Annotated in this window: 18 protein-coding genes, 1 tRNA gene and 2 pseudogenes; 7 read left to right on the forward strand and 14 right to left on the reverse strand. The window is 53.5% G+C overall.

Translation table 11 applies throughout. The annotated features are described in order from the left end of the window. The first annotated feature begins 11 nt into the window (after positions 1–11). The 3 genes from ACP4CD_RS07150 (at position 12) to ACP4CD_RS07160 (ending at position 3600) form a co-directional block, all read left to right on the forward strand. A complete protein-coding gene (locus ACP4CD_RS07150) occupies positions 12–1361 on the forward strand; it encodes an autotransporter outer membrane beta-barrel domain-containing protein (protein ID WP_426994081.1) in 1350 nt (449 codons plus the stop codon). A 321-nt stretch (positions 1362–1682) separates the two neighbouring features. Beyond that, a complete protein-coding gene (locus ACP4CD_RS07155; protein ID WP_426994082.1) occupies positions 1683–2933 on the forward strand; it encodes a hypothetical protein in 1251 nt (416 codons plus the stop codon). Positions 2934–2970: 37 nt separating this feature from the next. Further along, entirely contained in the window at positions 2971–3600 is a 630-nt protein-coding gene (locus tag ACP4CD_RS07160) for a DUF1353 domain-containing protein (protein WP_426994083.1), read from the forward strand. Position 3601: 1 nt separating this feature from the next. Here the strand turns inward: ACP4CD_RS07160 and ACP4CD_RS07165 are convergent, their stop codons facing one another. After that, on the reverse strand, positions 3602–3862 hold the full coding sequence (locus tag ACP4CD_RS07165) for a hypothetical protein (protein ID WP_426994084.1): 261 nt from the start codon (positions 3860–3862) through the stop codon (positions 3602–3604). A 150-nt stretch (positions 3863–4012) separates the two neighbouring features. Here ACP4CD_RS07165 and ACP4CD_RS07170 point away from each other — a divergent pair. Beyond that, a pseudogene (locus tag ACP4CD_RS07170) lies at positions 4013–5097 on the forward strand (IS5 family transposase). A gap of 345 nt (positions 5098–5442) precedes the next feature. Here ACP4CD_RS07170 and ACP4CD_RS07175 read toward each other — a convergent pair. The 10 genes from ACP4CD_RS07175 to ACP4CD_RS07220 all read right to left on the reverse strand — a co-directional run bounded on the left by ACP4CD_RS07175 (position 5443) and on the right by ACP4CD_RS07220 (position 16382). Further along, positions 5443–6072 carry a hypothetical protein gene (locus tag ACP4CD_RS07175; protein ID WP_426994085.1) on the reverse strand — a complete coding sequence of 210 codons (630 nt, stop codon included), beginning with the start codon at positions 6070–6072 and terminating at the stop codon, positions 5443–5445. Positions 6073–6323: 251 nt separating this feature from the next. Further along, positions 6324–6971 (reverse strand): helix-turn-helix transcriptional regulator, encoded by a 648-nt coding sequence (locus tag ACP4CD_RS07180; protein ID WP_426994086.1) that lies wholly within the window; start codon positions 6969–6971, stop codon positions 6324–6326. A gap of 674 nt (positions 6972–7645) precedes the next feature. Next, positions 7646–9724 (reverse strand): polyribonucleotide nucleotidyltransferase, encoded by a 2079-nt coding sequence (gene pnp, locus ACP4CD_RS07185; RefSeq protein ID WP_426994087.1) that lies wholly within the window; start codon positions 9722–9724, stop codon positions 7646–7648. A gap of 84 nt (positions 9725–9808) precedes the next feature. Then, positions 9809–10078: a 30S ribosomal protein S15 gene (gene rpsO, locus ACP4CD_RS07190; protein ID WP_064031750.1), complete on the reverse strand. Its 270-nt coding sequence runs from the start codon at positions 10076–10078 to the stop codon at positions 9809–9811. 105 nt (positions 10079–10183) lie between these two features. Continuing rightward, the gene (truB, locus tag ACP4CD_RS07195) at positions 10184–11095 is read right to left on the reverse strand and encodes a tRNA pseudouridine(55) synthase TruB (protein WP_426994088.1); all 912 of its coding nucleotides are present in this window, start codon (positions 11093–11095) and stop codon (positions 10184–10186) included. After that, positions 11095–11493 carry a 30S ribosome-binding factor RbfA gene (gene rbfA, locus ACP4CD_RS07200; protein ID WP_426994089.1) on the reverse strand — a complete coding sequence of 133 codons (399 nt, stop codon included), beginning with the start codon at positions 11491–11493 and terminating at the stop codon, positions 11095–11097. The genes truB and rbfA overlap by 1 nt, the downstream gene beginning before the upstream one ends. Continuing rightward, complete coding sequence (gene infB / locus ACP4CD_RS07205) at positions 11494–14163, reverse strand: translation initiation factor IF-2 (RefSeq protein WP_064031753.1); 2670 nt, start codon at positions 14161–14163, stop codon at positions 11494–11496. It abuts the gene before it with no gap. A gap of 14 nt (positions 14164–14177) precedes the next feature. Then, entirely contained in the window at positions 14178–15689 is a 1512-nt protein-coding gene (gene nusA / locus ACP4CD_RS07210; protein ID WP_064031754.1) for a transcription termination factor NusA, read from the reverse strand. Further along, a complete protein-coding gene (gene rimP / locus ACP4CD_RS07215) occupies positions 15679–16164 on the reverse strand; it encodes a ribosome maturation factor RimP (protein WP_064031755.1) in 486 nt (161 codons plus the stop codon). The genes nusA and rimP overlap by 11 nt, the downstream gene beginning before the upstream one ends. 142 nt (positions 16165–16306) lie before the next feature. After that, positions 16307–16382, reverse strand: a tRNA-Phe gene (locus ACP4CD_RS07220). A 403-nt stretch (positions 16383–16785) separates the two neighbouring features. Between ACP4CD_RS07220 and ACP4CD_RS07225 the strand changes: the two genes are divergently transcribed. Next, positions 16786–17127: a hypothetical protein gene (locus ACP4CD_RS07225; protein ID WP_426994090.1), complete on the forward strand. Its 342-nt coding sequence runs from the start codon at positions 16786–16788 to the stop codon at positions 17125–17127. A gap of 96 nt (positions 17128–17223) precedes the next feature. On the opposite strand, the gene ACP4CD_RS07230 is transcribed toward ACP4CD_RS07225, so the two are convergent. Beyond that, the gene (locus ACP4CD_RS07230) at positions 17224–17397 is read right to left on the reverse strand and encodes a hypothetical protein (RefSeq protein WP_157198016.1); all 174 of its coding nucleotides are present in this window, start codon (positions 17395–17397) and stop codon (positions 17224–17226) included. Positions 17398–17829: 432 nt separating this feature from the next. Between ACP4CD_RS07230 and ACP4CD_RS07235 the strand changes: the two genes are divergently transcribed. Continuing rightward, positions 17830–19137 carry a DUF3422 family protein gene (locus tag ACP4CD_RS07235; RefSeq protein ID WP_064031757.1) on the forward strand — a complete coding sequence of 436 codons (1308 nt, stop codon included), beginning with the start codon at positions 17830–17832 and terminating at the stop codon, positions 19135–19137. 125 nt (positions 19138–19262) lie between these two features. On the opposite strand, the pseudogene ACP4CD_RS07240 reads toward ACP4CD_RS07235, so the two are convergent. Both ACP4CD_RS07240 and ACP4CD_RS07245 read right to left on the reverse strand, forming a co-directional pair. Further along, positions 19263–19939, reverse strand: a pseudogene (locus ACP4CD_RS07240) ((5-formylfuran-3-yl)methyl phosphate synthase). Continuing rightward, positions 19936–20499, reverse strand: a complete 564-nt coding sequence (locus tag ACP4CD_RS07245) for a DUF447 domain-containing protein (RefSeq protein WP_426994091.1) — start codon at positions 20497–20499, stop codon at positions 19936–19938. Before ACP4CD_RS07245 ends, ACP4CD_RS07240 begins: the two are co-directional and overlap by 4 nt. A 140-nt stretch (positions 20500–20639) precedes the next feature. Between ACP4CD_RS07245 and ACP4CD_RS07250 the strand changes: the two genes are divergently transcribed. Next, positions 20640–21449: a response regulator gene (locus ACP4CD_RS07250; RefSeq protein WP_064031760.1), complete on the forward strand. Its 810-nt coding sequence runs from the start codon at positions 20640–20642 to the stop codon at positions 21447–21449. Positions 21450–21518: the final 69 nt, after the last annotated feature.

Raw genomic sequence — 21518 nt, forward strand, 5'->3', positions numbered from 1 at the left:
GGAGTTGAACCGTGAAAACACTATTGGCCCTGGCCGGTTTAGGATTGAGCATTTCCGCCCACGCGACGATCACCGGCAGTCTGATCAGTTCCGATTCGCTGCAAAGCTACTCGATTAACGACTTTTCGTCGGCTTCGCTGATCGAAACCGCCTACACTCAGTTACTGAACTACGAAACCAGCAACAATCTAGACTTGTCTACCGCAAAAATCGTCGTCACCGACGATGTCTTTACCCTGGAAGCCACGCTGGGCGGTTTACTGACTTGTTACTACCAAGGCCGTACCGCCACTTCAATCGAGGACTGTGCCAGTCTTACCGCCTATGCGACCGGCAATTTCGCGACCGGCACCACTCCTCAAGAGCAGAAAAGCCTAAATGCCGTCAACGACGCCACCACGATCGGTTTGCAACTCAACCGTAGCACCACCCAGATTTCCAGCTCATTACAGTCGCTCCGTCATCTGCGCATCGATCATTCCACCGCGAAAGGCGGCGGTGCCGGCGACGACCTGTACAGCATGGTCGGACCGTTCGGACTTTTCGTCAACGCCGGCGGCTCCTGGGGCCACGTGGACGGCAACACCGGCAGTGCCGGCTTTGCGTTGTACAACCGCAATTTCAACGCCGCGCTCGATTTTAAAATCAGCGAGCGTTTCGCGACCGGCATTCTGTTCGGCTATACCAGTTCCGCCGCCGAGCTGGACCGCGGGCAAGGCCGTTTCGATGCCAACATTTTTCGATTCTCGCCCTTCGCAACCTTAACGCCCACCGAGAACACCTATATCGATCTGGCGGCCGGTTACGCCAAACACGATAACGCGGCGAACCGCCAATGCCTGACTTGCGGCGGCGGGGCCAAAGCCCAGTTCGAAACCGACGAATTCAACATTTTGGCCGGCACCGGCTATACCCACAACATCGGCGCCTGGAGCCTGCGCGGCTACGGTCAAGCCTCGACGATTTACATGAATATCGGCGGCTACCGCGAACAGGGCCTGCTGGGTGCAGGCAGCGGCCTGCTGACGGTACCGGAGCAATACGTGGTCTCGGTCACCAGCACCTTCGGCGTCGAATTGACCTATGCGTGGAGCCTGCCGTTCGGCGTGCTGACGCCACGCGTCAACGGCGAGTGGGTGCGCGAATACGCCAACGATCCGCGAGTCACCCGCGCCTTTACCCGCTCCGGCTTGGCGGCGAGCATCGTCTCCAACGCCGCCGAACGCGATTGGGGCAACATGGGCGCCGGCTTGCAACTCAATCTGCCGAACGGCTTGGCCGCGAATTTGGGCTATCAGGCCTTGATTATGTCCGGCTCCTACAACCACGCGCTGGAAGGCGGATTGCGTTGGGAGTTTTAACCGGCTTGGTCCGAGACAAGTCAAACGAATCCGAACGAATCGGATCGCTGCGAAGACTCAAGTCCGTATTCCGACCAAAATCAGCTAGCCATTCCGCTTGAAAACCGCCACCGGTTCCGATGCAAACCCAGCCATCGATTCCGAAATGATTGCGCCAGCGTTGAATGACAGCTTTCGGAAGTGATGAATTGTTGCAATCGACCCCTAAGGCTTGAAACCAAAAAGTGAATTACGTCAAACAATAGACAAGATCTGACAGATGAACTAGAATTCAAGATTAGTTGACTTAGAAACTAATAACAATAATAAAGAGAAAGACTGATGAAATGTTTAAGCCTTTATGTGAATACTATAACCTGTGCAATTTTATTAACTGGTTGTGGGGCAAATTTCAATTCCATTTACCGATCAGAAAATGGTGATGGAAATCAAATCATTTTTACCGATGCAAAACAGGCCGCCACTGTTGTCAAAGTTGATCGTAACGGTGTCATGCAAGCTTGCGCCGCTAAGAGCCCTGATGTTTTCCAAGCATTAAGTACGGCTTTTAATGGCTCTTTAAGCGTTGAGGAAGCTAATCAAATTGCCGCTAAAATGGCCGGAGCTGGCTCAAGTTCCGAAGCCGCCGCATCTTATCGCTTACATACTCAGTTAACCGACACTCAAAATGAATTGCTGTATCAGCTTTGCGTTAATTCTCTAAATGGTACTCTCCGACCAGACCAATTAGCTACAGAACTACACCGCTATCAAAATACTATGGTCACCATGCTAGCTATTGAGCAACTGACCGGGTATGCGAAACCAAGTATTGTTGCGTTAGGTGGAGGTAGTGCAGGAACAGGATCAGCCAAAGATCTAGCATCAATTCAAGCATCGCTAGATTCTGCCAGGGCGAATGAAAGCAAACTCAAAACCGATTTTGAGCAAAAAAAGAAAATCCAAGACGATAAACAAACGGCTTATGATACGGCCAAGGCGACCAGCGACGCGGCGCCGGCGGACAAGGCCAAGCAGGATGCCACTACTAAAGCTAACGACGAATTAACGGCGGCAAAAAAAGACGCTGCTAGCTATAAGAGCGCATGGACCGAGGCTACCAATAATCGCACAAACCTTGAGTCTGTCAGGGATAAAGCGCTGACCGAAACAGCATCGGGTAGCCAAGGGGCAACAGCCCAGTTTGGCGGGGCTTTAATTACGCCTGGAGCTGATGCAAACGCAGCAGCCACTATTGCTAACACAATTCAAGAAATGCAAACAACTCATCTTCATCAAACGTTTACAACCGATGAGTGTTTATCATTTTTATTTCATGGCAATGTTGGAAATTCTGGACTTGCTCCAGTCGATTTACCAGATTTAAAACAATTTTGCTTCAACCATCTGAAAGAAGTAAATAAGTTTAAGTTTCAAACTCTATATTTAGCTAGTGGTTGTGATATTGATGGAAAAAATTGTTCTCAATCTAATATAATAGATCCAAACAAGCAAAAAAAATCAGTAAAAACAGACGTGTCAGACTTATACATTTTTGATGGCTTAAAATTGCCTGTGTATCGTCCTGAATAAAAAATTATTTAAGTAAATTTTTTACTGGTGGCGAAATATGTTGATCCGTTTTTCGTTAATTTTGTTTCTGTTGGTAGGCTGTTCAAAACCAATGAACTTTGGACACTTCGAAAATAGTATAAAAGTTGAATGGGTAAGAGGAGATGAATCGGAAAGGAGAATGAAGTTATTGGAGGATTTTGTATATGTTGATCCAAGCGGTAAACAATGGATTGCTCCTAAAGGTTATGAAACAGATGGGGCATCTATACCCAAAGTATTTTGGTCCATTGTTGGTGGTCCATTTGATGGACAATACCGAGAGGCCGCAGTAATTCATGACCAGTACTGCGATATTAAAACTGAGCCTTGGAAAGATGTGCATCGTATTTTTTACTATGCTAATCGAGCTTCAGGCATATCAGAAACTAAAGCAAAGATTCTTTACGCAGCTGTTCGAGTTGGTGGTCCTAAATGGGGATCTGATCACTCAAATTGTTATAGTTGTCATGACATCGACCCACATTACAAGCAAGATAGACAGCATAGAGTGGTAAATATTCCAGAAATAACCAGTGCAGACGCTAATAAAATTGTCGACTGGGTCACCGAAAAGAATCCGACTATTGAAGATATCGACAAATTTATAGAAATTACATATCCAAAAAGTACATTTTTTACCCATTAGTTTAGTTAAAAATTCGCTCTAACATCTTCGGAGTTGATGCTTTTCCACCACCTTCAAACTTCAACTCCACCGCCTCATCCCCCGGCCTCAGCCAAAACTGCACCACCACCTCGCCCCGGATAGCCACCAGATTCAAATATTCCCGCAAATCCTCGGCCTTGGCGTAATGCAGCTTGACCTTGTCGCCACCCCAAATCACCGGATGATAGGTTTCGATCTGGCTGACGTTGACGATCTTGTGTAAGCGCTTGGCAAACCGCATCTACTCCACGCATTTCAATCCGTTAACAGGCTGTTGATTTTATCTCCCCCGCAAGCCGCATTGATTCGTTGAGTTAGGTGCTGGATATATTCATAACACGTTGTTATAAATGGCAAAATGCTTTTGTTTTCCACATATTCCATCGAATCCATGCGCGGCGCCGACATTACCCAAGAAGAACTGTTCAGTTACCGAACCCTGGAAGAACGGATTCCAAAAAACATCCGCTCCGCAAGCTGCGCAAAGTGGTCGATCTGTTGCTGGCCACATTGGATGACGAGTTCGATGCGCTCTACGCCCGTCGCGGCCGGGATTCCCCGCCGGAGCGCCTGTTACGCGCCAGCCTGCTGCAAGTCTTGTTGTCCATCCGCTCGGAGCGGCAGTTAGTGGAGCATATCGACTTCAATCTGCTTTACCGCTGGTTCGTTGGCTTGACCATGGATGACGCCGTGTGGGACCACTCCACCTTCAGCGCCAACCGCGACCGCTTGCTGAACGAGCGCATCAGTCGTTTGTTTTTCGAACGGGTGTTGGCCTTGGCGGACTGGCAAAAGTTGCTGTCCGACGAACATTTTTCCGTGGACGGTACGCTGATTCAGGCCTGGGCCTCGCACAAGAGTTTCGTCAAAAAAGACGGCTCGACCCCTCCGCCGGAAGACGGCGGCCGTAATCCCACGGTCAACTTCAAGGGCGAGAAGCGCAGTAACGAGACTCACGTATCACGTACCGATCCCGATGCGCGGCTGTACAAAAAGAGCGAGGGCGACAAATCGCAGTTGGCATTTCTTGGTCATGCTTTGATGGAAAACCGTAACGGCCTGGTGGTCGATGTCGAAGTCACTCAGGCCAAGGGAACAGCGGAACGCGAAGCGGCTCAAACCATGGTCAAGCGTACGATCCACAAGCCGGGCGCGACCTTGGGTGCCGATAAAAACTATGACACCCAAGACTTTGTCGCCAATCTACGCCAGCGCAAGGTGACCCCGCATGTCGCCAGCAAGGACAAAGGCTCGGCCATCGACGGCCGCACCACCCGACACGACGGCTACCGCAAAAGCCTCAAAATCCGCAAGCGGATCGAAGAGGTCTTCGGCTGGGCCAAGACCGTCGGTCCGCTACGGCAAACCAAGTTCCGGGGTTTGAAGAAAGTCGCCGCGCAAACGATTTTTACGTTTGCGGCCTATAACCTAACGCGGATGGGCGCCATTTTCGGCTGGCGTTACACGACCGCCTAGGCGCTAGTACGCCTGAAATCCGCCCAAAGGCGGAATTGACCCCCTTCGGGGTGAATATAACCGGCTAAAACCGGTTTTTGAGGCCCAATCAGGCTTCCAGACCACCCGGTGCTTCGGAAAATGGCGTCGAAACCGAAGGTATATCGGCAAATTTCAACAGCCTGTTAGGAGCTCCTGAGCGGGATGGGGAATACCTCCAGCTCTAACCTTGTAGGTTTCCCGAAGAAAACTGTAAAACTATGTTGGATTACCTGAAGCGAATCCGACTTACGGGCTTACGGACTTTCAACAATTCAATAACCTAACAAACCCGTAACGCTCTGTTTGTGAAATCAATGATGGAGTTTATAAGGCGCTTACGAATTTACGGCGAGAAAGGCGAAATAAACCTAGTACTCCTGCGCTAAATAACCACATCGCGCCAGGTAATGGCACTGCCGTTGGGACGGGAATGGAACTAAAACCTAGAGCTTCTGTGAAACCTGAAGAACCCTGGGCCGTCCCTTCAATTTGAATACCAGTGTAACTATATCCACTTGGAAGTTCGATTGAAAACCCTCCGAATACCAGTAAATCTTGCGGGGTATCAATTGGAGATATAGGAGCAACGGTTACCGTACCGTCTTGATTTATCGTACTGATTAATGGCGAATCCACCTCAAAGCTTTTAAAGTCGCCAGGTATCTTAGAATTGTCAGACAACAGACCAAATCCCTTCAGAGTTGATGTGATCCATTTAGTAAAGTCCTCAACCTCTGTTGGAGTCAGCTTAAAGCCCCATACTTTTTCTGCTTTTATTGAACATTCAAAACCACCCGGTGCCTTTACGGTACACTCGAAACCCTCCACAATAGGGAGCGGCACATCAGTGCCTTTAGCTACTGGGCCCACAGCCTCCAGCGCATGCGCTTGACTCGTTAATGCAATCAAAAGAAAAATAGCCGATAAGAAAAAACTGCATTCTCGCTTGATCATAGATTACCCTCCGATAGAATTTACTCCTGAGCAGAAAGGGGAATATTCCCCGTTCCGAACCTTTCAAACCTGTTTTAAGTTAATACAAACCTAATGAGCGGGTTGAATAGACCACCCGGTTTAAGCCCCCGAACTGATTCGTTCGTCTGATTACGTTAAACTAATCACACCTACCGTCCACAAACCGCAATTTCAGGTTATCAGTGAGCTTAAACCGCCACATCTACCAACTGATAGACAAAACCAGTCACCTACCCCTGAGTAAACAAATAAATCACCCGTAACAAATCCGCCTGCCGTCTCGTCCCAGTTTTCCCTAACACGCCATGCAATTGGCTACGCGCCGTACCAGTGGTGATATTCCACTGGGCGCTGTACTCAGTCAGCGTTAATCCTTCCACCAGACTTTTACATAGGCGGATTTCGGCGCGGGTCAGGGTGTATTGGCGAATGAACTGCTGCCATTTCAGGGATTGAAAATGACAGAAATAATGCAGCTTAAGCAGATAGCGGGCGGCGTGGGGAATACTGGTTGACGGCTTGGGTAATTGGTGGCAGCTCAACAGGATTCTTTGCGGTTCCTGGTCATTTTCCAGCAACAGACAAAGCGGCTCGGATTCGTGGGTTTTGCCGGTACCGAAGTTTTCCAGTTTGGCGGCGTGTTGCGGGTTGAGTAGTCTAAATCCCGGTGACAGGGTAAATAGCTTGGGGTGTTGTTTGATGATGTCGATGGCTTGTGGCGAGATATAAATCAGTTGTCTTTGGCTATCCAGTAACAGTTCATTTTCATCCCAGCTTTGCAGACAATGATGGCAATGCGGGGTGGAAAATGTCTTGTAAAGATCGTCCTCGACGCGATCTGATTCTCTGCGTCTTAATTGTCCGCTGCGCTCTAGCATGGCTTGACTCTCCTTAGTGAACGAAATCAGTCGCACATAATTATATAAGGTCGATGTGAATGTGCCGGCCAATTTTAGTTAAGTCCTGTAGTATCGGTAGCTAGGGATAAGTTGGCTAAGCAATGCCAATCAGTTGTTCGGTCTGAAGAGGTGCATGGCAGTAAAGGCGACGGTCCGCTTTAGTTCCAAAATTTGCCCTTGGAATTGCGACTAGTCAATGACAGGTTTTGGCCAATCCAAGGCATTCAAAATCTGGTCGGGTATGAATCGGAACCGGTGGCGGCATGGCGAACGGAACGACTGCGGTTTTCAACTCGGAATCAGCGGCGGTATTAATTGGAATACTCACTCAAGGCCTACCGACTGACGCAATCGCGGTTAACACCGTAACACTATCTAGCGTGCCGCGCCGCCGGATAATCCAGAATAACGCGTTCCAACCACGCTAGGACCCTAAGCGTTCAGTTTACCGGCTAACGCGGGGGCGGCCCTGGTCATTCGCCGTCTTAGGAGTCGCGCGGCGAATATGTTCGGCAATTCTAAACCTGAACGGTCAACCTGAATGCTGCCATCGCCGAGTAAGCTTTAGTGTCCGAATACAGGTGAACGCACGCCGGTCTCGGAGCACAAAAAAGGGCCTCGCGGCCCTTTTCTTATCGTTTAACGCGTGAAGATCAAGCGTTATCGACTTCTTTCATGCTCAAACGCACCCGGCCTTGGCGGTCGATTTCCAGCACTTTGACTTTTACTACATCGCCTTCCGACAATTTGTCGCTGACTTTTTCGACGCGTTCTTCCGAAATTTGCGAGATGTGTACCAAGCCGTCCTTACCGGGCAGTATCGTCACGAATGCGCCGAAATCCATCAACCGAACGACTTTACCTTCGTAAGTCTTACCGACTTCGACCTCGGCGGTGATTTCCTCGATCATGCGCTTGGCTTCTTCACCGGCGGCTTTATCGACCGAAGCGATATTCACGGTACCGTCGTCGGTCAAATCGACGCTAGCGCCGGTTTGCTCGGTGATCGCCCGTATCGTCACGCCGCCCTTACCGATCACTTCGCGGATTTTGGACGGATCGATCTTGAAGGTGATGATGCGCGGCGCGAAGTCCGACATTTGGGTGCGCGAAGTGGACAAGGCTTTGTTCATTTCGCCCAAGATGTGCAGGCGGCCTTGCTTGGCTTGATCCAGCGCGACTTTCATGATTTCCGGGGTAATGCCGTCGATCTTGATGTCCATTTGCAGCGCGGTAATGCCGGTTTCGGAACCGGCCACTTTAAAGTCCATGTCGCCCAAATGATCTTCGTCGCCCAGAATATCGGACAACACGGCGAATTGATCGCCTTCCTTGATCAAACCCATCGCGATACCGGCGACCGGGGCTTTCAATGGGACGCCAGCGTCCATCAGCGCCAAACTGCTACCGCACACCGACGCCATCGAGCTGGAGCCGTTCGATTCGGTGATTTCCGAAACCACGCGAATCACGTAGGGGAATTCGCCGATCGTGGGCGTCACGGCTTGCACGCCGCGCTTGGCCAGGCGGCCGTGACCGATTTCGCGGCGTTTGGGCGAACCGGTGCGGCCGGTCTCGCCAACGCTGAACGGCGGAAAGTTGTAGTGGAACAGGAAGGTATCCTTGTATTCGCCCGCGAGTGCGTCGATGATTTGCGCGTCGCGCTCGGTACCCAGGGTCGCGACGACCAAGGCTTGGGTTTCGCCGCGGGTGAACAGTGCCGAACCGTGGGTTCTCGGCAATACGCTGGTACGAATCGTGATCGGTCTGACCGTGGTCAAATCGCGGCCGTCGATACGGGTGCGGTCGTTCAGAATCGCTCCGCGAACGACGTTGTATTCCAAGGTCTCGATAACGTCGCGTATGTCTTTTTCGGCAAACAGAGCGTCGGCGGTCAATTTTTCGACGACGGCCGCGCGGATCGCGCTCAAGGCGTCTTGTCTGACTAGTTTCTCGGGAATTTGGTAGGCGGCTTTGATTTGCGCTTCGGCTTCGGCGGCAACGGCGGCTTTCAAGGCCTCGTTGTCGGCGGGCGCCGCCCAGTTCATGGCCGGCGTAGCGACTTCGGCGGCCAGTTCGTTGATCGCATTAATCGCGACCTGCATTTGCTCATGACCGAACAATACCGCGCCCAGCATCACGTCTTCCGGCAACAAATCGGCTTCCGATTCCACCATCAACACGGCTTTTTGGGTGCCGGCCACCATCAGACGCAAGCGCGATTCCTTCAGTTGCGGCAAGGTCGGGTTCAACACGTATTGACCGTCGATATAGCCGATAGTCGCGGCACCCAGCGGGCCGTTGAACGGTAGGCCCGAAACCGCCAACGCGGCGGATGCGCCGATAATCGCCGGCGCTTCGGTGTCTATCTCCGGGTTCAGCGACAATACCGTCGCGATGATTTGTACTTCGTTAGTAAAGCCTTCGGGAAACAATGGGCGAATCGGTCGATCGATCAAGCGCGAGATCAGGGTTTCGTTTTCGCTGGGACGGCCTTCGCGTTTGAAAAAGCCGCCGGGAATTTTGCCCGCGGCAAAGGCTTTCTCTTGGTAGTCCACTGTCAATGGAAAAAAGTCGCCGCCGCTACTTTCCTTTTTACCGACCACAGTCACCAGCAGGGTGGTGCCCTCTACATCAATGATCACCGCGCCGTTGGCTTGGCGGGCGATTTCGCCGGTTTCTAGCGTGACGAGACGATCCCCGTACTGAAATTGTTTCCTGATAGGATTCACTATAAGGTTCCTTTTTTTAAAGGTTGTGCTGAAATGTGCCTAAAAAAGAAACGGCGTTCGACACGCCGTTTCTTCCGGGCGGTATTACTTACGAATGCCCAGACGCTCGATCAAGGAGCGGTAGCGGGCCACATCGGTTTCTTTCAGATAATCCAGCAATTTGCGGCGTTGGTTAACCATGCGCAACAGACCGCGACGCGAATGGTTGTCTTTTTTGTGAGCGGCAAAGTGCGGTGTCAACTGGTTGATGTTCGCGGTCAACAAAGCCACCTGAACTTCGGTGGAACCGGTGTCGGAATCCGACAAACGATATTCTTCGACGACTGCTTTCTTTTGTTCTGCGGTTAATGCCATTTTAATCCCTATCGATTAATCAATTAAAAGAATGCCATCGGACGATGGCGAAGATGCGCCGCTTCCACAATAGGGTGTAGGAGCGTACGCGGTTTTCGAGGATAATCAAGCATTTCGATCATCCATCAGAAACAGTTTTCTAGGCGCTAGTTTACCATTCAATAGAATTTCGCCCAACCCCAAAAAGGTTTCGGGACCGTAGATTCTCACCGGCCCCGGCTGGCCGCCGCCGACTTCTATTTGTTGTCCCTGCCGTATCCGACCAGCCTCCTCAGCGGCCAAGGCTAGCGCCGGCACGCCGCGCAATGGCTCGTCCGGCGCGATCAAAACCGCTTGAAGCTGCTCGCTGCTCATGGCCTGCAATTGCTCAAACGTGTAGGCTTGCGCCAAACGAAACAATCCGGCTTCGGTTCGGCGCAATGCAATCACGGTCGCGCAGCTGCCTAACTCTTGCCCCAGATCCTCGACCAAGGAACGAATGTAAGTTCCCTTCGAGCAAACCACGTCCAATGTCAATTCCCGATCGCTAGCCGCCAATAGTGTCAGCGCATAAATCGAAACCGGCCGCGCCTTGCGTTCTATCGTCAAGCCTTCGCGCGCCAGCTCGTAAAGCTTCCGACCGTTATGCTTCAACGCCGAATACATCGGCGGGACCTGGTCTATCGCACCGGTAAAGCGGAGCAAGGCGGCTTGTAACACCGCTTCGCTAAACACCGGAACCGGCATTTCGGCAACGATGTTACCGTCGCTGTCGCCGGTGTCGGTCATCACGCCCAGCCGCATCGATACCGTATAGCGTTTGTCGTCGTCGAGAAGCATGCCGGACACCTTGGTGGCTTCGCCGAAACAAAGCGGCAACAATCCGGTCGCCAACGGGTCCAGCGCGCCGGTGTGGCCAGCCTTGTTGGCATTCAACAAATGCCGGACTTCCTGCAAGGCCTTATTCGACGACACGCCCTGGCGTTTATCGAGCAAGACGATGCCGTGCACGTCGCGCCCGGACTTGCGTTTTGCCATTACTCGTCCCCAGGCTTGCCGACGACAGGCGCATCGCCCTCGTCCTGCCGCCCTTCCAGATCATGCAGCAATTCCGCGACGCGCATACCGGTGTCGAAGGAATGATCGTAATAAAAATGCAGCTCGGATATATGCCTGAGCCGCATCCGCTTCGCCAACTCGTGGCGAATGAACGGCGAGATTTCATTCAATACCTTGACGTTGGCGAGCTTGGCCGCGTCGTCGCCGTTCAACACCGTGATATACACTTTAGCCACCGCCAGATCCTTGGACAGCTCGACATCGTTGATCGTCACGAAACCCAGGCGAGTATCCTTGACGTCGCGCTGCAAAATCGCCGCCAGTTCCTTCTGCATTTCCGAGGCAACCCGCTGGCTGCGGCCGTATTCTCTCGCCATTTAGATTTCCCGTCTGACTTCGATACGCTCGAACACTTCGATCTGATCGCCGTTTTGCACATCATTGTAGTTTTTCACGCCGATGCCGCATTCCATGCCCATCTTGACTTCAGTGACGTCGTCCTTGAAGCGGCGCAAAGATTCCAACTGGCCTTCGTAAATGACCACGTTGTTCCGCAACACCCGAATCGGCAGATTGCGCTTGACGAAACCGTCGATGACCATACATCCGGCGACCGCGCCGAATTTCGGCGAGCGGAACACGTCGCGCACTTCGGCCAAGCCGACGATTTTCTCTTGAATATCCGGCGCCAGCATGCCGCTGATCGCGCGTTTCACTTCGTCGATCGCTTCGTAAATGATGCTGTAGTAATGCAGATCGATGTCTTTTTCTTCGATCAGCTTACGCGCCACCGCATCCGCCCGCACGTTGAAACCGATCAGAATCGCATTGGACGCCAGCGCCAAATTGGCATCGCCCTCGTTGATGCCGCCAACGCCGCCGAAGATGCATTTGACTTGAACTTCGTCGGTCGACAAACCTACCAACGATTCGCGCAACGCTTCCAAACTGCCCTGCACGTCGGTTTTGATCACCACGTTCAATGTCGACGTTTCGCCGGCGGTCATCCGTGAGAATACGTCGTCCAGCTTGGAAGCACCCATCGCCGCGTGGCGGCTGGATTTCTTGCGTTCCTCGCGGTGGGCCGCCAATTCGCGGGCCACCCGTTCGTTTTGCACAACCAGCAACTCGTCGCCGGCATCCGGCGTTCCGGAAAGACCCAGAATCTCAACCGGCGTACTCGGTCCGGCGGTTTTGATGGCGTGGGCGTTTTCGTCGAACATGGCCCGAATCCGGCCGTATTCGTGACCGCACAGCACGAAGTCGCCTTTATTCAGCGTACCTTTCTGGATCAGCACCGTCGCCACCGCGCCGCGCCCCTTATCCAGCCGCGATTCGATACAAACCCCGGACGCAACGCCTTCTTTAGGCGCCGTTAATTCCAGCACCTCGGCTTGCACGATTAAGGCTTCGATCAAATCGTCGATACCGACCCCGGTTTTTGCCGATACTTTCAGGAACTGCACGTCGCCGCCCCACTCTTCCGGCACCACGTTCAGCGTCGCCAACTCTTGCATGACCCGATCCGGGTTGGCTTCGTTTTTATCGATCTTATTCAGTGCCACGATAATAGGCACGTTAGCGGCGCGAGCATGCTCGATCGCTTCCTTGGTTTGCGGCATCACGCCGTCGTCGGCGGCCACCACCACGATCACGATGTCGGTGACTTCGGCGCCGCGCGCCCGCATCGCGGTGAACGCGGCATGGCCCGGCGTATCCAGGAAGGTGACCGCGCCGTGATCGGTTCTAACCTGATAAGCACCGATATGCTGAGTGATACCGCCCGCTTCGCCGGCGGCGACGCGGGTTTTCCGAATGTAATCGAGCAACGACGTTTTACCGTGGTCTACGTGGCCCATGATGGTAACGATGGGCGCCCTGCCGACCACTTTGACTTCGTCGGACTCGGCCATCACTTCCGCGAGCATTTCTTTCTCGAAATCGTCCTCGCTTTGCATGATCGGCTTATGCCCCATTTCCTCAACCAAGATCACCGCCGTTTCCTGATCGATGGTTTGGTTGATCGTGGTCATGATGCCCAATTTCATCAAATGCTTGATGACTTCGGCCGCCTTGACGTTCATCTTTTGCGCCAGATCGGACACGATGATAGTCTCGGGAATTGTCACTTCGTAGACCGTCGGCGCCACCGGTTTTTCGAACTTATGGCGAGCCTGAATATCCGGCTCGAAATCGGATTTGTCGCGCTTGGGTTGCGGCTTGGCCTTTTTACCCTTGCCGCGTCGCGGATCGCCGCTACGCGCGCTATCGACATCGACTTCCGGAACGGTGCCGCGGGTCGGCTTGAATTCGGCCTTTTTCTTGTGCAGTGTTTGTTGCTGCTTGGCTTCGGCCTTTTTCTTGACCTTTTCGGCGTTGCGCTGCACCGCCGCTTCGAGACGCTCTTTCTTCTCTTTTTCCAGACGCTGTTCCTCGGTCAATTCAACGACCGGGCTTTCGGCTTTCGGTTGAACAGGCTCGACGACGATTTCCGCTTCCGGTTTTTCGGCGGACACCTCGATGGCGGGCGAGACGGCAACCACCGGAGCGGCTTCCTCGACGATAGTCGGCGCGACTTCCACCGGCTGACTGGCGTCGCCGGCCGGTTGGGCTTTTAAGGCCTGCTGCTGGCGACGACGCTCTTCTTCCTCCGCCAAGCGCTTTTTCTGCTCATCCAACGCCAGTTTGGCGCGTTCGGCCTCTTTTTGGTCATCGCTGACATGCGCTTCGCTGCGCTTAATGTAAGTTTTTTGCTTACGGACCTCCACGCTGACGGTCTTTACGGCACTGCCCGGCGGCGAAGCCTGCTTCAATTCGGTTTTGGTGCTGCGCTTCAGGGTGATGCGCTTAGGCGCGGCGGCCTCCGGATCGGTTTCCGCTTTACCGTGGCGTTTGCGTAAATGAGCCAGCAACTTGAATTTTTCCTGGTCGTCTATCACGTCGTCGGGATCACTGGCGCTCAATCCGGCTTCCTTAAGCTGTTCCAAGAAACGCTCCAGAGGTATGCCGACAACCTCCGCCAACTCTCTAACTGTTTTATCGCTCATAGTGTCCTCCCGTCTCAGCCCTTGTCCTCTGCGAACCAAGATTCGCGGGCCTTCATGATTAGTTTACCAGCACGTTCTTCGTCCATGCCGGCAAAGCCGATGATATCGTCGATGGCCTGTTCGGCCAGATCGTCCAACGTGACAATGCCCTTGGCCGCCATTTCGCGAGCCAACTCTTCGTCCATGCCCTCCATCGCCAGCAATTCCTCGCTAGGCTCGGCGGTTTCGATTTTTTCTTCCGACGCGATCGCGCTGATCAACAAGGCGTCCTTGGCCCGACTGCGCAGCGCCTCGACCAATTCTTCGTCGAAACCGTCGATTTCCAACATTTCCTCGACCGGGATGTAGGCAATCTCTTCGATGTTGTTCAAACCGACTTCGACCAAAACCGTGGCGATCTCTTCGTCCACATCCAGTTGCTCCATAAACAATTGCTTGGATTTGGCCGCTTCTTCGTCGTGGCTTTTGCCGAACTGAGCGGCGTCGATAATGTTCAGCTCCCAGCCAGTCAACTCGGAGGCCAAGCGCACATTCTGGCCGCCGCGCCCGATAGCCTGCGACAGGCTGTCGGTGGCGACCGCCACATCCATGCTGTGTTTATCCTCGTCGACGACGATCGATTGAATCTCGGCCGGTGCCATGGCGTTGATGACGAATTGAGCCTCGTTGGCGTTCCAGAGAATGATATCGACCCGTTCGCCGGCCAATTCGTTGGAAATAGCCTGTACCCGAGAGCCGCGCATGCCGACGCAGGCACCAACCGGGTCCAGCCGCGGGTCGTTGGCGCGGACCGCGATTTTGGCCCGCGATCCCGGATCGCGGGCGGCCGCCAAAATGTCGATCAAGCCTTCGCTGACTTCCGGCACTTCCAGCCGGAATAGCGCAATCAACAACTCCGGCGCGGTACGGCTAACAAACAATTGCGGACCGCGCTGTTCGGAACGAACGGCCTTCAAGTAACCGCGCACCCGGTCGCCCATTCGGACCGGTTCCTTGGGAATCATGTCTTCGCGGGCAATATAGGCTTCGACGTGACCGCCCAAGTCCAAGTAAACGCTGCCTTTTTCGACGCGTTTGACAATGCCGGTCACCAATTCCCCAACCCGGTCTTCGTAGGCTTCGACGATCTTGCGGCGCTCGGCTTCGCGAACTTTTTGAATAATGACCTGTTTGGCGGTCTGCGCGGCGATCCGGCAGAACTCCACCGATTCGACTTCTTCCTCGACGTAGTCGCCAATTTGTATATTCGGCTCTTCGATCTGAGCGGCTTCCAACAGGATTTGCCAGCCCGGATGCTCGACGTCGCCGTTAATATCCGGGTTCGCCTCGACCACCTGCCAACGCCGGTAAGTCGTATAGTCGCCGGTGTGGCGATTGATTTCCACCCGCGCCTTGACCGGGTTTTCGTAACGTTTGACGGTCGCCGCTTCCAGAGCGGATTCAATGGCTTGAAAGATCAACTCCTTGTCTATGTCTTTTTCGTTAGCGAAAACATCCGCCACCAGTAAAATTTCTTTATTTGCCATTGCGACCTCCTTTATTCAGTAAATATTCGGGTACCAAGCGCGCCTTACTCATCGTGTGAAACGGAATGGCGATTAAACGTTCGCCTTCCCGTAACACGACAGCGTCGCCCTCGACCGCCTTGATTTCCCCGGTGATCCGGCGGCGTTTGTCTATCGGCTTGAACAATGCGACCTGAACGCTGCTGCCGATGTAGCGCTCGAATTGATTTAGCTTGAAAAACGGCCGATCCGCGCCGGGCGACGAAACTTCCAATTGATAATTGCCTTGTATCGGGTCCTCGACATCCAATGCGCCGCTGACCTGATGACTGACTTTGCTGCAATCGTCCAATAAAATCCCGTTTTCGCTATCAATGTAGATGCGCAGCATGCCGTGCTGAGGATGCGGATTGTATTCGATGCCCACGCACTCGTAGCCAAGACCTTCGACAATCGGCTCTATCAACTCGACCAAATGTTCGGGAGCTTGCTTCATGACCGCCTAACCTTTTCAAACCCAAAAAAAAGAGCCTCAGGCTCTTCCATAAACAACCAAGAACTTGCGAGCTTCGCCATTTCGAAGACCCACAAAACAAAAAACCCCTAAAAGGGGCTTTCGAGATCCACCAACCGGAACGTGGTGCCCAGGGACAGAATCGAACTGTCGACACGAGGATTTTCAGTCCTCTGCTCTACCGACTGAGCTACCTGGGCAATGTTTTCGGCCATAAGATTTGAGATACGTAAGAACCAGCCGAACTTTCGAATCTGATTAACCGCAGCCAAACTTAAAGCGCCCATTCTACCCAAATCGGACGACCTTGCCTAGCGTTTTTTAGATAAGCAATACAAACACAACGCTGCGATCTCGACGACGCGTCGAATTGGCGAGAGATAAAGCTATCTTAAATTTCAAGAATTTAATCCTGGCGTAGCGAGCCGAGTGCCCCCGGATATAGGCTCGGTGGTTAGGTTGAGCCGAATCGCAGACCCGCAAGCAAAACCAGGAGGATTCGGTATTTTTGACTCCCCTAAAAATCCGAGTACAGGCCTAAAATCCCTTTTAATACGAACGGCCAACGCCTCCCAATCTGTTGCCGGTATGGCCGCCAACTAGATGCTAAAAGGTATCGTCGGATTAGCCGAATTCAAGCTCGATTTAGTTGGCGGAACAATCCGCCTTAAGAAGCGCCCATATGGCGAAAAAGACTCGCTGGAGCTGTGTCTGGAGGATTTTTCAGTATTTCATGACGGAGAGCCTTACCGCTTCATTATTTGCCACGCGTGCTCGGACGAACGGTGGCTGCGCAATTTGCTAGCCAAATTGATCAGTACGACCTGGAAAGTCCCGGCGATGCCGCAATTAAGCGCTCAACTGATATTGATTGCGGAGGTCCTCAAAACGACGCGCCGGCATTGGAATTGGCCGATTGACTTTTCGAAATCGTTCCAAAGGTAAAACTCGGAACGCAAACTTACGGCGTTTTACAGCGGATCAACCGAATCCGCTGTAAAACAAGACCTAAACCACTTGGATTTGAGCCGATAACGCTCTTTAGGTGTTCGGGTCGCCTTGAATCGCCCGATCGATCATGTAGACGCTACCGCGAATAACCGCAGCAAATAACAACGCGGACACTACGAACTCTAAAGGTAAACCCGCTAATACGCCTGCCGATGCCAAAAGTCCGATAGCCGGGCCGGGTTTTCCAATTTTCGGAATTGTCATTTTGCCTCCTAAACCGTATTTCGGTCGATGAGTGAATACGATTCCACTATATCGCCGATAGAAAATTACACAATACCGCTGGATATTGATTAATTGTTTCCGCAAAAGTAACAATAAGCAGTATAGGCTTAATATTAGGGCATGCTTGTTTCGGCATCCGAGCTTTGCTTCACGCAATCAATCGATGTGCGCGTGAAATTTGGCTGGCATCTCCCTGCTGCCATTCGGCAAAACCGACACCGAACTACAACGGCTCGCTTGCATGTACTGAGAATATTCAGCTCAAGCAAATTGCCAGCGCCAGATTGCTTGTTGACGCAGCTCAGTTCCCTCAAAGGGCCAGCCGGTTAGGCTGAACGCATTGAGCCGGCGAATTCCGAGTAAAATGGCTACCAACCTTGCCTAAACACTTCGACTTTTATTACAGATCTCGTGGCCAAGCTATTTCAAATCCCGCAAAACCATCCGCAACGCTTCGTGCTGCACAACGAAGTCCATGCCCGGGCATCGTCGATTCCGCGCCTGCCGGTGAGGGCCAGTTACCTAGCGCTGACCTTGTCGAACGACGAAAAAATCCTGGAACGCCCGCACCTGAAAGCGCTGTGCGAACGTTTCGGCGTCATTCCGCCAGGCAACGACGCCGATCATTTCAGCGCCAGTTTCGATGCTTTTCAGATGAGTTGGGAGCAGCACGGCGAATTCAGCACGTATACGTTTTACGCTTACGATGCCACCGATGAACCCTTCGAGGACCCGGCTTTGAGTAAAGTGCCGGTGGACTGGCTGGCCCGAATCGGCGGCCAAACCATCGTCGCCGCGCACGCCGCCGTGGTCTCGGCGGAAGAAATTCGGTATCAAGACGAAACGGACTTGTCGCCACTGACCGCTTACTTCGTCGGCAATGCCGTCGCCGGATCGAAAGTGACCGGCGGAGCCGCGTCGGTATTTACCGATTTTAGAATTCACGTCGACGGCTTCAGCCGCTTTTTGGTGGTCAACCACGAATTGAAGACCGCGCAAGCCGGCCGCTTGCTGCACCGTTTGTTCGATATTGAAGTGTATCGGGTCCTGGCGCTGTTGGCCTTCCCGATAGCCCGCAAGCAATACCCGGAACTTAAAAAGGCCGATCGCCAGCTCTACGCGATCACCAACTCGATGACCCAACCCGACGCCGACGACGCGAAACTGCTGGACGAACTGACCGCTTTGGCGGCGGAGGTCGAAAACCAAATTTCCAGCCACCAGTTCCGCTTCGCCGCCGCCAGCGCTTATCACCAGCTAGTCGGCCAACGCCTGACCGACCTGCGCGAAGTACGAATTCAAGGCATTCAAACCTTGGGAGAATTTTTAAAGCGGCGACTCGATCCGGCGATGACGACGTGCAACTCGCTCTCGCACCGCTTCAACCTGGTCTCGGAGCGGGTCAGCAACGCCAGCCAGTTGTTGCGCACCAAGGTCGACATTATCATCGAGCGGCAAAATCAAGGATTGCTGTCGTCGATGGCCCTACGCGCTAAAATGCAATTGCGCTTACAACAAACGGTCGAAAGCATTTCCATCGTCGCGATCGCCTACTACGCCGCCAGCCTGACCGGTAAAATCGCCGAAGGTTTGCACGCCGCCGGCTGGCCTATCGACCCGGCGCTGGTCGAAGCGGCCGCCATTCCGTTTATTCTGGTGATCATCGCGATCGGCACCAAACTCATCCATAAAAACATCGCCGATACGACCGACCTGTAAACGCAACTCCGATCCGCGAAATAGCGTCTTGGTGGTTGATTACACCAGCAAAAACGTTCGGCTAGGACTCGCGGTACACCGATAACGACCACTCAAGCCGGACCGCAATCGACGCATCCGCCAACCTAGACTCCGGAAAATAGCGCGCGTATTGCATCAATACGAGCCGGATCCAACGCCGCCACCCGGTTGTGTTGCCGGCATAAGGCGCCGCGGAAGCCCAGATAGTCCGCCGCCAACGGCAATAAACCGGGCACGTCCGCCAATCGCAACGATCCGGCCAAGCCCGTCAGCAGCGCGTGCTCGCGCGCCAAGCTCAAAAACCGCTCGAGTCGCTCGAGGCTCTGCCAATCGGTCAGCGAACCGGCGCTCTTATCCATCGTGTCCAGCATCACCCCACGAAAGCCGGCGCGCGCCAGCAGCGGAACCACCGAAAAATCCGGCCGAGTGTCGGCAAACAGGACCGCTATCAGGGATTGCTTATCGGCGAATCGACCGGCGGCGGCAATGCTACCCGACCAGTCGCCACCCGGAAACAGGCCGATCTTAACGTAATCGACGCCGGTGGCCGCCATCCCGGCCACCGCCGCGCCGACCAGATCCGGCCGCATCGGCAAATCGCCGATTGTCGCACTGACCACCGTGTCCGCTCGTAGCGCTGCAACGATCGCCGCCACGTCGGCCACGTCCAATGCACCCAATGCCCCCTGGCCGGTTGCTTCAAATCGATGATATCGACATCCAGCGCTTCGATCAGCAACGCTTCGTCCAAGCAATCGACGCTAGCCAACATCCCGGTCATGAAGCCTCCTTGCCGCGAAAATCGGCTATTGCCGCCATCAACCAAGCCCAGGCTTCGCGCTCGACCGGGCCGGCTGTCTTATCGAGACCTATCCGCAAATAACTTAGCTCCGCATCGATTTTTTCCCACGGCAGCATACCCAGACGGCTAATCAAAATCGCCGCTTCCAACACCGCATATTGCGCCCGGTTAAAGCCGCGAAACGGTTTGTGATTGGCGGTGTATATCGCCTCGCAAAACAGCTTTGGGCGATGTTCATCCTCTTCCAGACGGCTCAAGCGCACTTCGCTATGCGCCAGCGCGTCGGTCAAATACATGCCCGCGACTTGCTCGGCCGGTGTTAGCGGCCAATCGCGGCGACCGGTAACGCAACCGGCGAAAATCCGTATGTCGTCGCAATAATTGACGACGGCCACCCCGGTTTCCAGGATGTTGTCCAGTGTCGTCGACGGCTTGAACGGCAGAATCGCCAAGCCGCCTTCCGCGACGTGAATACCCATCGGTGCGATATGCGGACGACCCTGGCGGTTGACCGTCGTCACCACGGTTTCTTGAATCATAGGGAATAAGGTCTATTCTGAATCGGGAAATAATCACCAGTCCATCGGCCGGCGAGCGCGCAATTCTAATCGCGACGCCCACTCTTGGGGGTAATTTATTTATCGCCGTCGCCTCGCGTCACTATTCAAGCAATGACATCATGCATGCGATCAACATAGCCGACTTATCGATTCTACTCATTGAGCCCTCCACGACTCAACTGAAAGTCATCGTCCAGCATTTACGCGGCGAGGGCGTCAGCACCATCGAAGGCGTCGGAAGCGCCGCCGACGCGTTGAAACTGCTGCAAACCGGCAGTCCGCCGGATTTAATCATCAGCAGTCTGTATTTACCCGATATGACGGCGGTCGAACTGGTCGAACAACTCCGTCACGATCCTAAACTACACACCATTCCGTTTATGCTGATCTCCAGCGAATCGAGTTTCTCGGTCCTGGACGCTATCCGCCAAGCCGGCGTGGTCGCGATTCTGCCCAAACCTTTCGCCCACGAGGACTTAAAAAATGCGCTACGGGCGACGATAGAATTCATCGATCCGCAGGAAATTAGCCTGGAGCATTACGACATCGAGAATGTCAGGGTCCTGGTCGTCGACGACAGCAATTTGGCCCGTAAGCATATTTGCCGGGTATTGAACAACATGGGCATCGTAAAAATCACCGAAGCCCGAGACGGCAAGGAAGGCGTCGAACTGTTCGAGCAAAATCAGGATGGTTTCGAATTGATCGTCACCGACTACAACATGCCGATCATGGATGGTCAGCAGTTGATCAAACACATCCGTCAGGTCCTGGGCAATTCCATCGTGCCGATTCTGATGGTCACCAGCGAAGATAACCAAACCCGCCTCAGCAACGTCCACAAGGCCGGCGTGTCGGCGATTTGCGACAAACCCTTCGATCCGCACACGGTCAAGGAAATGCTCTACCGGGTACTGGAACCGGATTGAGCGTTGGCGGCTCGGATTCTCAAACTTGGATCAACCCAGCCCGCCGCCGGCCAAATTCCCGCGAACAGC

The organism is Methylomonas stagni (assembly GCF_050154735.1).
Taxonomy (GTDB): Bacteria; Pseudomonadota; Gammaproteobacteria; order Methylococcales; family Methylomonadaceae; genus Methylomonas; species Methylomonas koyamae_A.

Bases quoted from the DNA above. Each gene is read 5' to 3' on its own strand.
- ACP4CD_RS07160 (WP_426994083.1), top strand. From the start codon at position 2,971: ATGTTGATCCGTTTTTCGTTAATTTTGTTTCTGTTGGTAGGCTGTTCA.
- truB (WP_426994088.1), bottom strand. From the start codon at position 11,095: ATGGCAAAACGCAAGTCCGGGCGCGACGTGCACGGCATCGTCTTGCTC.
- ACP4CD_RS07155 (WP_426994082.1), top strand. From the start codon at position 1,683: ATGAAATGTTTAAGCCTTTATGTGAATACTATAACCTGTGCAATTTTA.
- ACP4CD_RS07180 (WP_426994086.1), bottom strand. From the start codon at position 6,971: ATGCTAGAGCGCAGCGGACAATTAAGACGCAGAGAATCAGATCGCGTC.
- ACP4CD_RS07245 (WP_426994091.1), bottom strand. From the start codon at position 20,499: ATGATTCAAGAAACCGTGGTGACGACGGTCAACCGCCAGGGTCGTCCG.
- rimP (WP_064031755.1), bottom strand. From the start codon at position 16,164: ATGAAGCAAGCTCCCGAACATTTGGTCGAGTTGATAGAGCCGATTGTC.
- ACP4CD_RS07175 (WP_426994085.1), bottom strand. From the start codon at position 6,072: ATGATCAAGCGAGAATGCAGTTTTTTCTTATCGGCTATTTTTCTTTTG.
- ACP4CD_RS07225 (WP_426994090.1), top strand. From the start codon at position 16,786: ATGCTAAAAGGTATCGTCGGATTAGCCGAATTCAAGCTCGATTTAGTT.
- rpsO (WP_064031750.1), bottom strand. From the start codon at position 10,078: ATGGCATTAACCGCAGAACAAAAGAAAGCAGTCGTCGAAGAATATCGT.
- infB (WP_064031753.1), bottom strand. From the start codon at position 14,163: ATGAGCGATAAAACAGTTAGAGAGTTGGCGGAGGTTGTCGGCATACCT.
- ACP4CD_RS07230 (WP_157198016.1), bottom strand. From the start codon at position 17,397: ATGACAATTCCGAAAATTGGAAAACCCGGCCCGGCTATCGGACTTTTG.
- ACP4CD_RS07250 (WP_064031760.1), top strand. From the start codon at position 20,640: ATGCATGCGATCAACATAGCCGACTTATCGATTCTACTCATTGAGCCC.
- ACP4CD_RS07165 (WP_426994084.1), bottom strand. From the start codon at position 3,862: ATGCGGTTTGCCAAGCGCTTACACAAGATCGTCAACGTCAGCCAGATC.
- rbfA (WP_426994089.1), bottom strand. From the start codon at position 11,493: ATGGCGAGAGAATACGGCCGCAGCCAGCGGGTTGCCTCGGAAATGCAG.
- nusA (WP_064031754.1), bottom strand. From the start codon at position 15,689: ATGGCAAATAAAGAAATTTTACTGGTGGCGGATGTTTTCGCTAACGAA.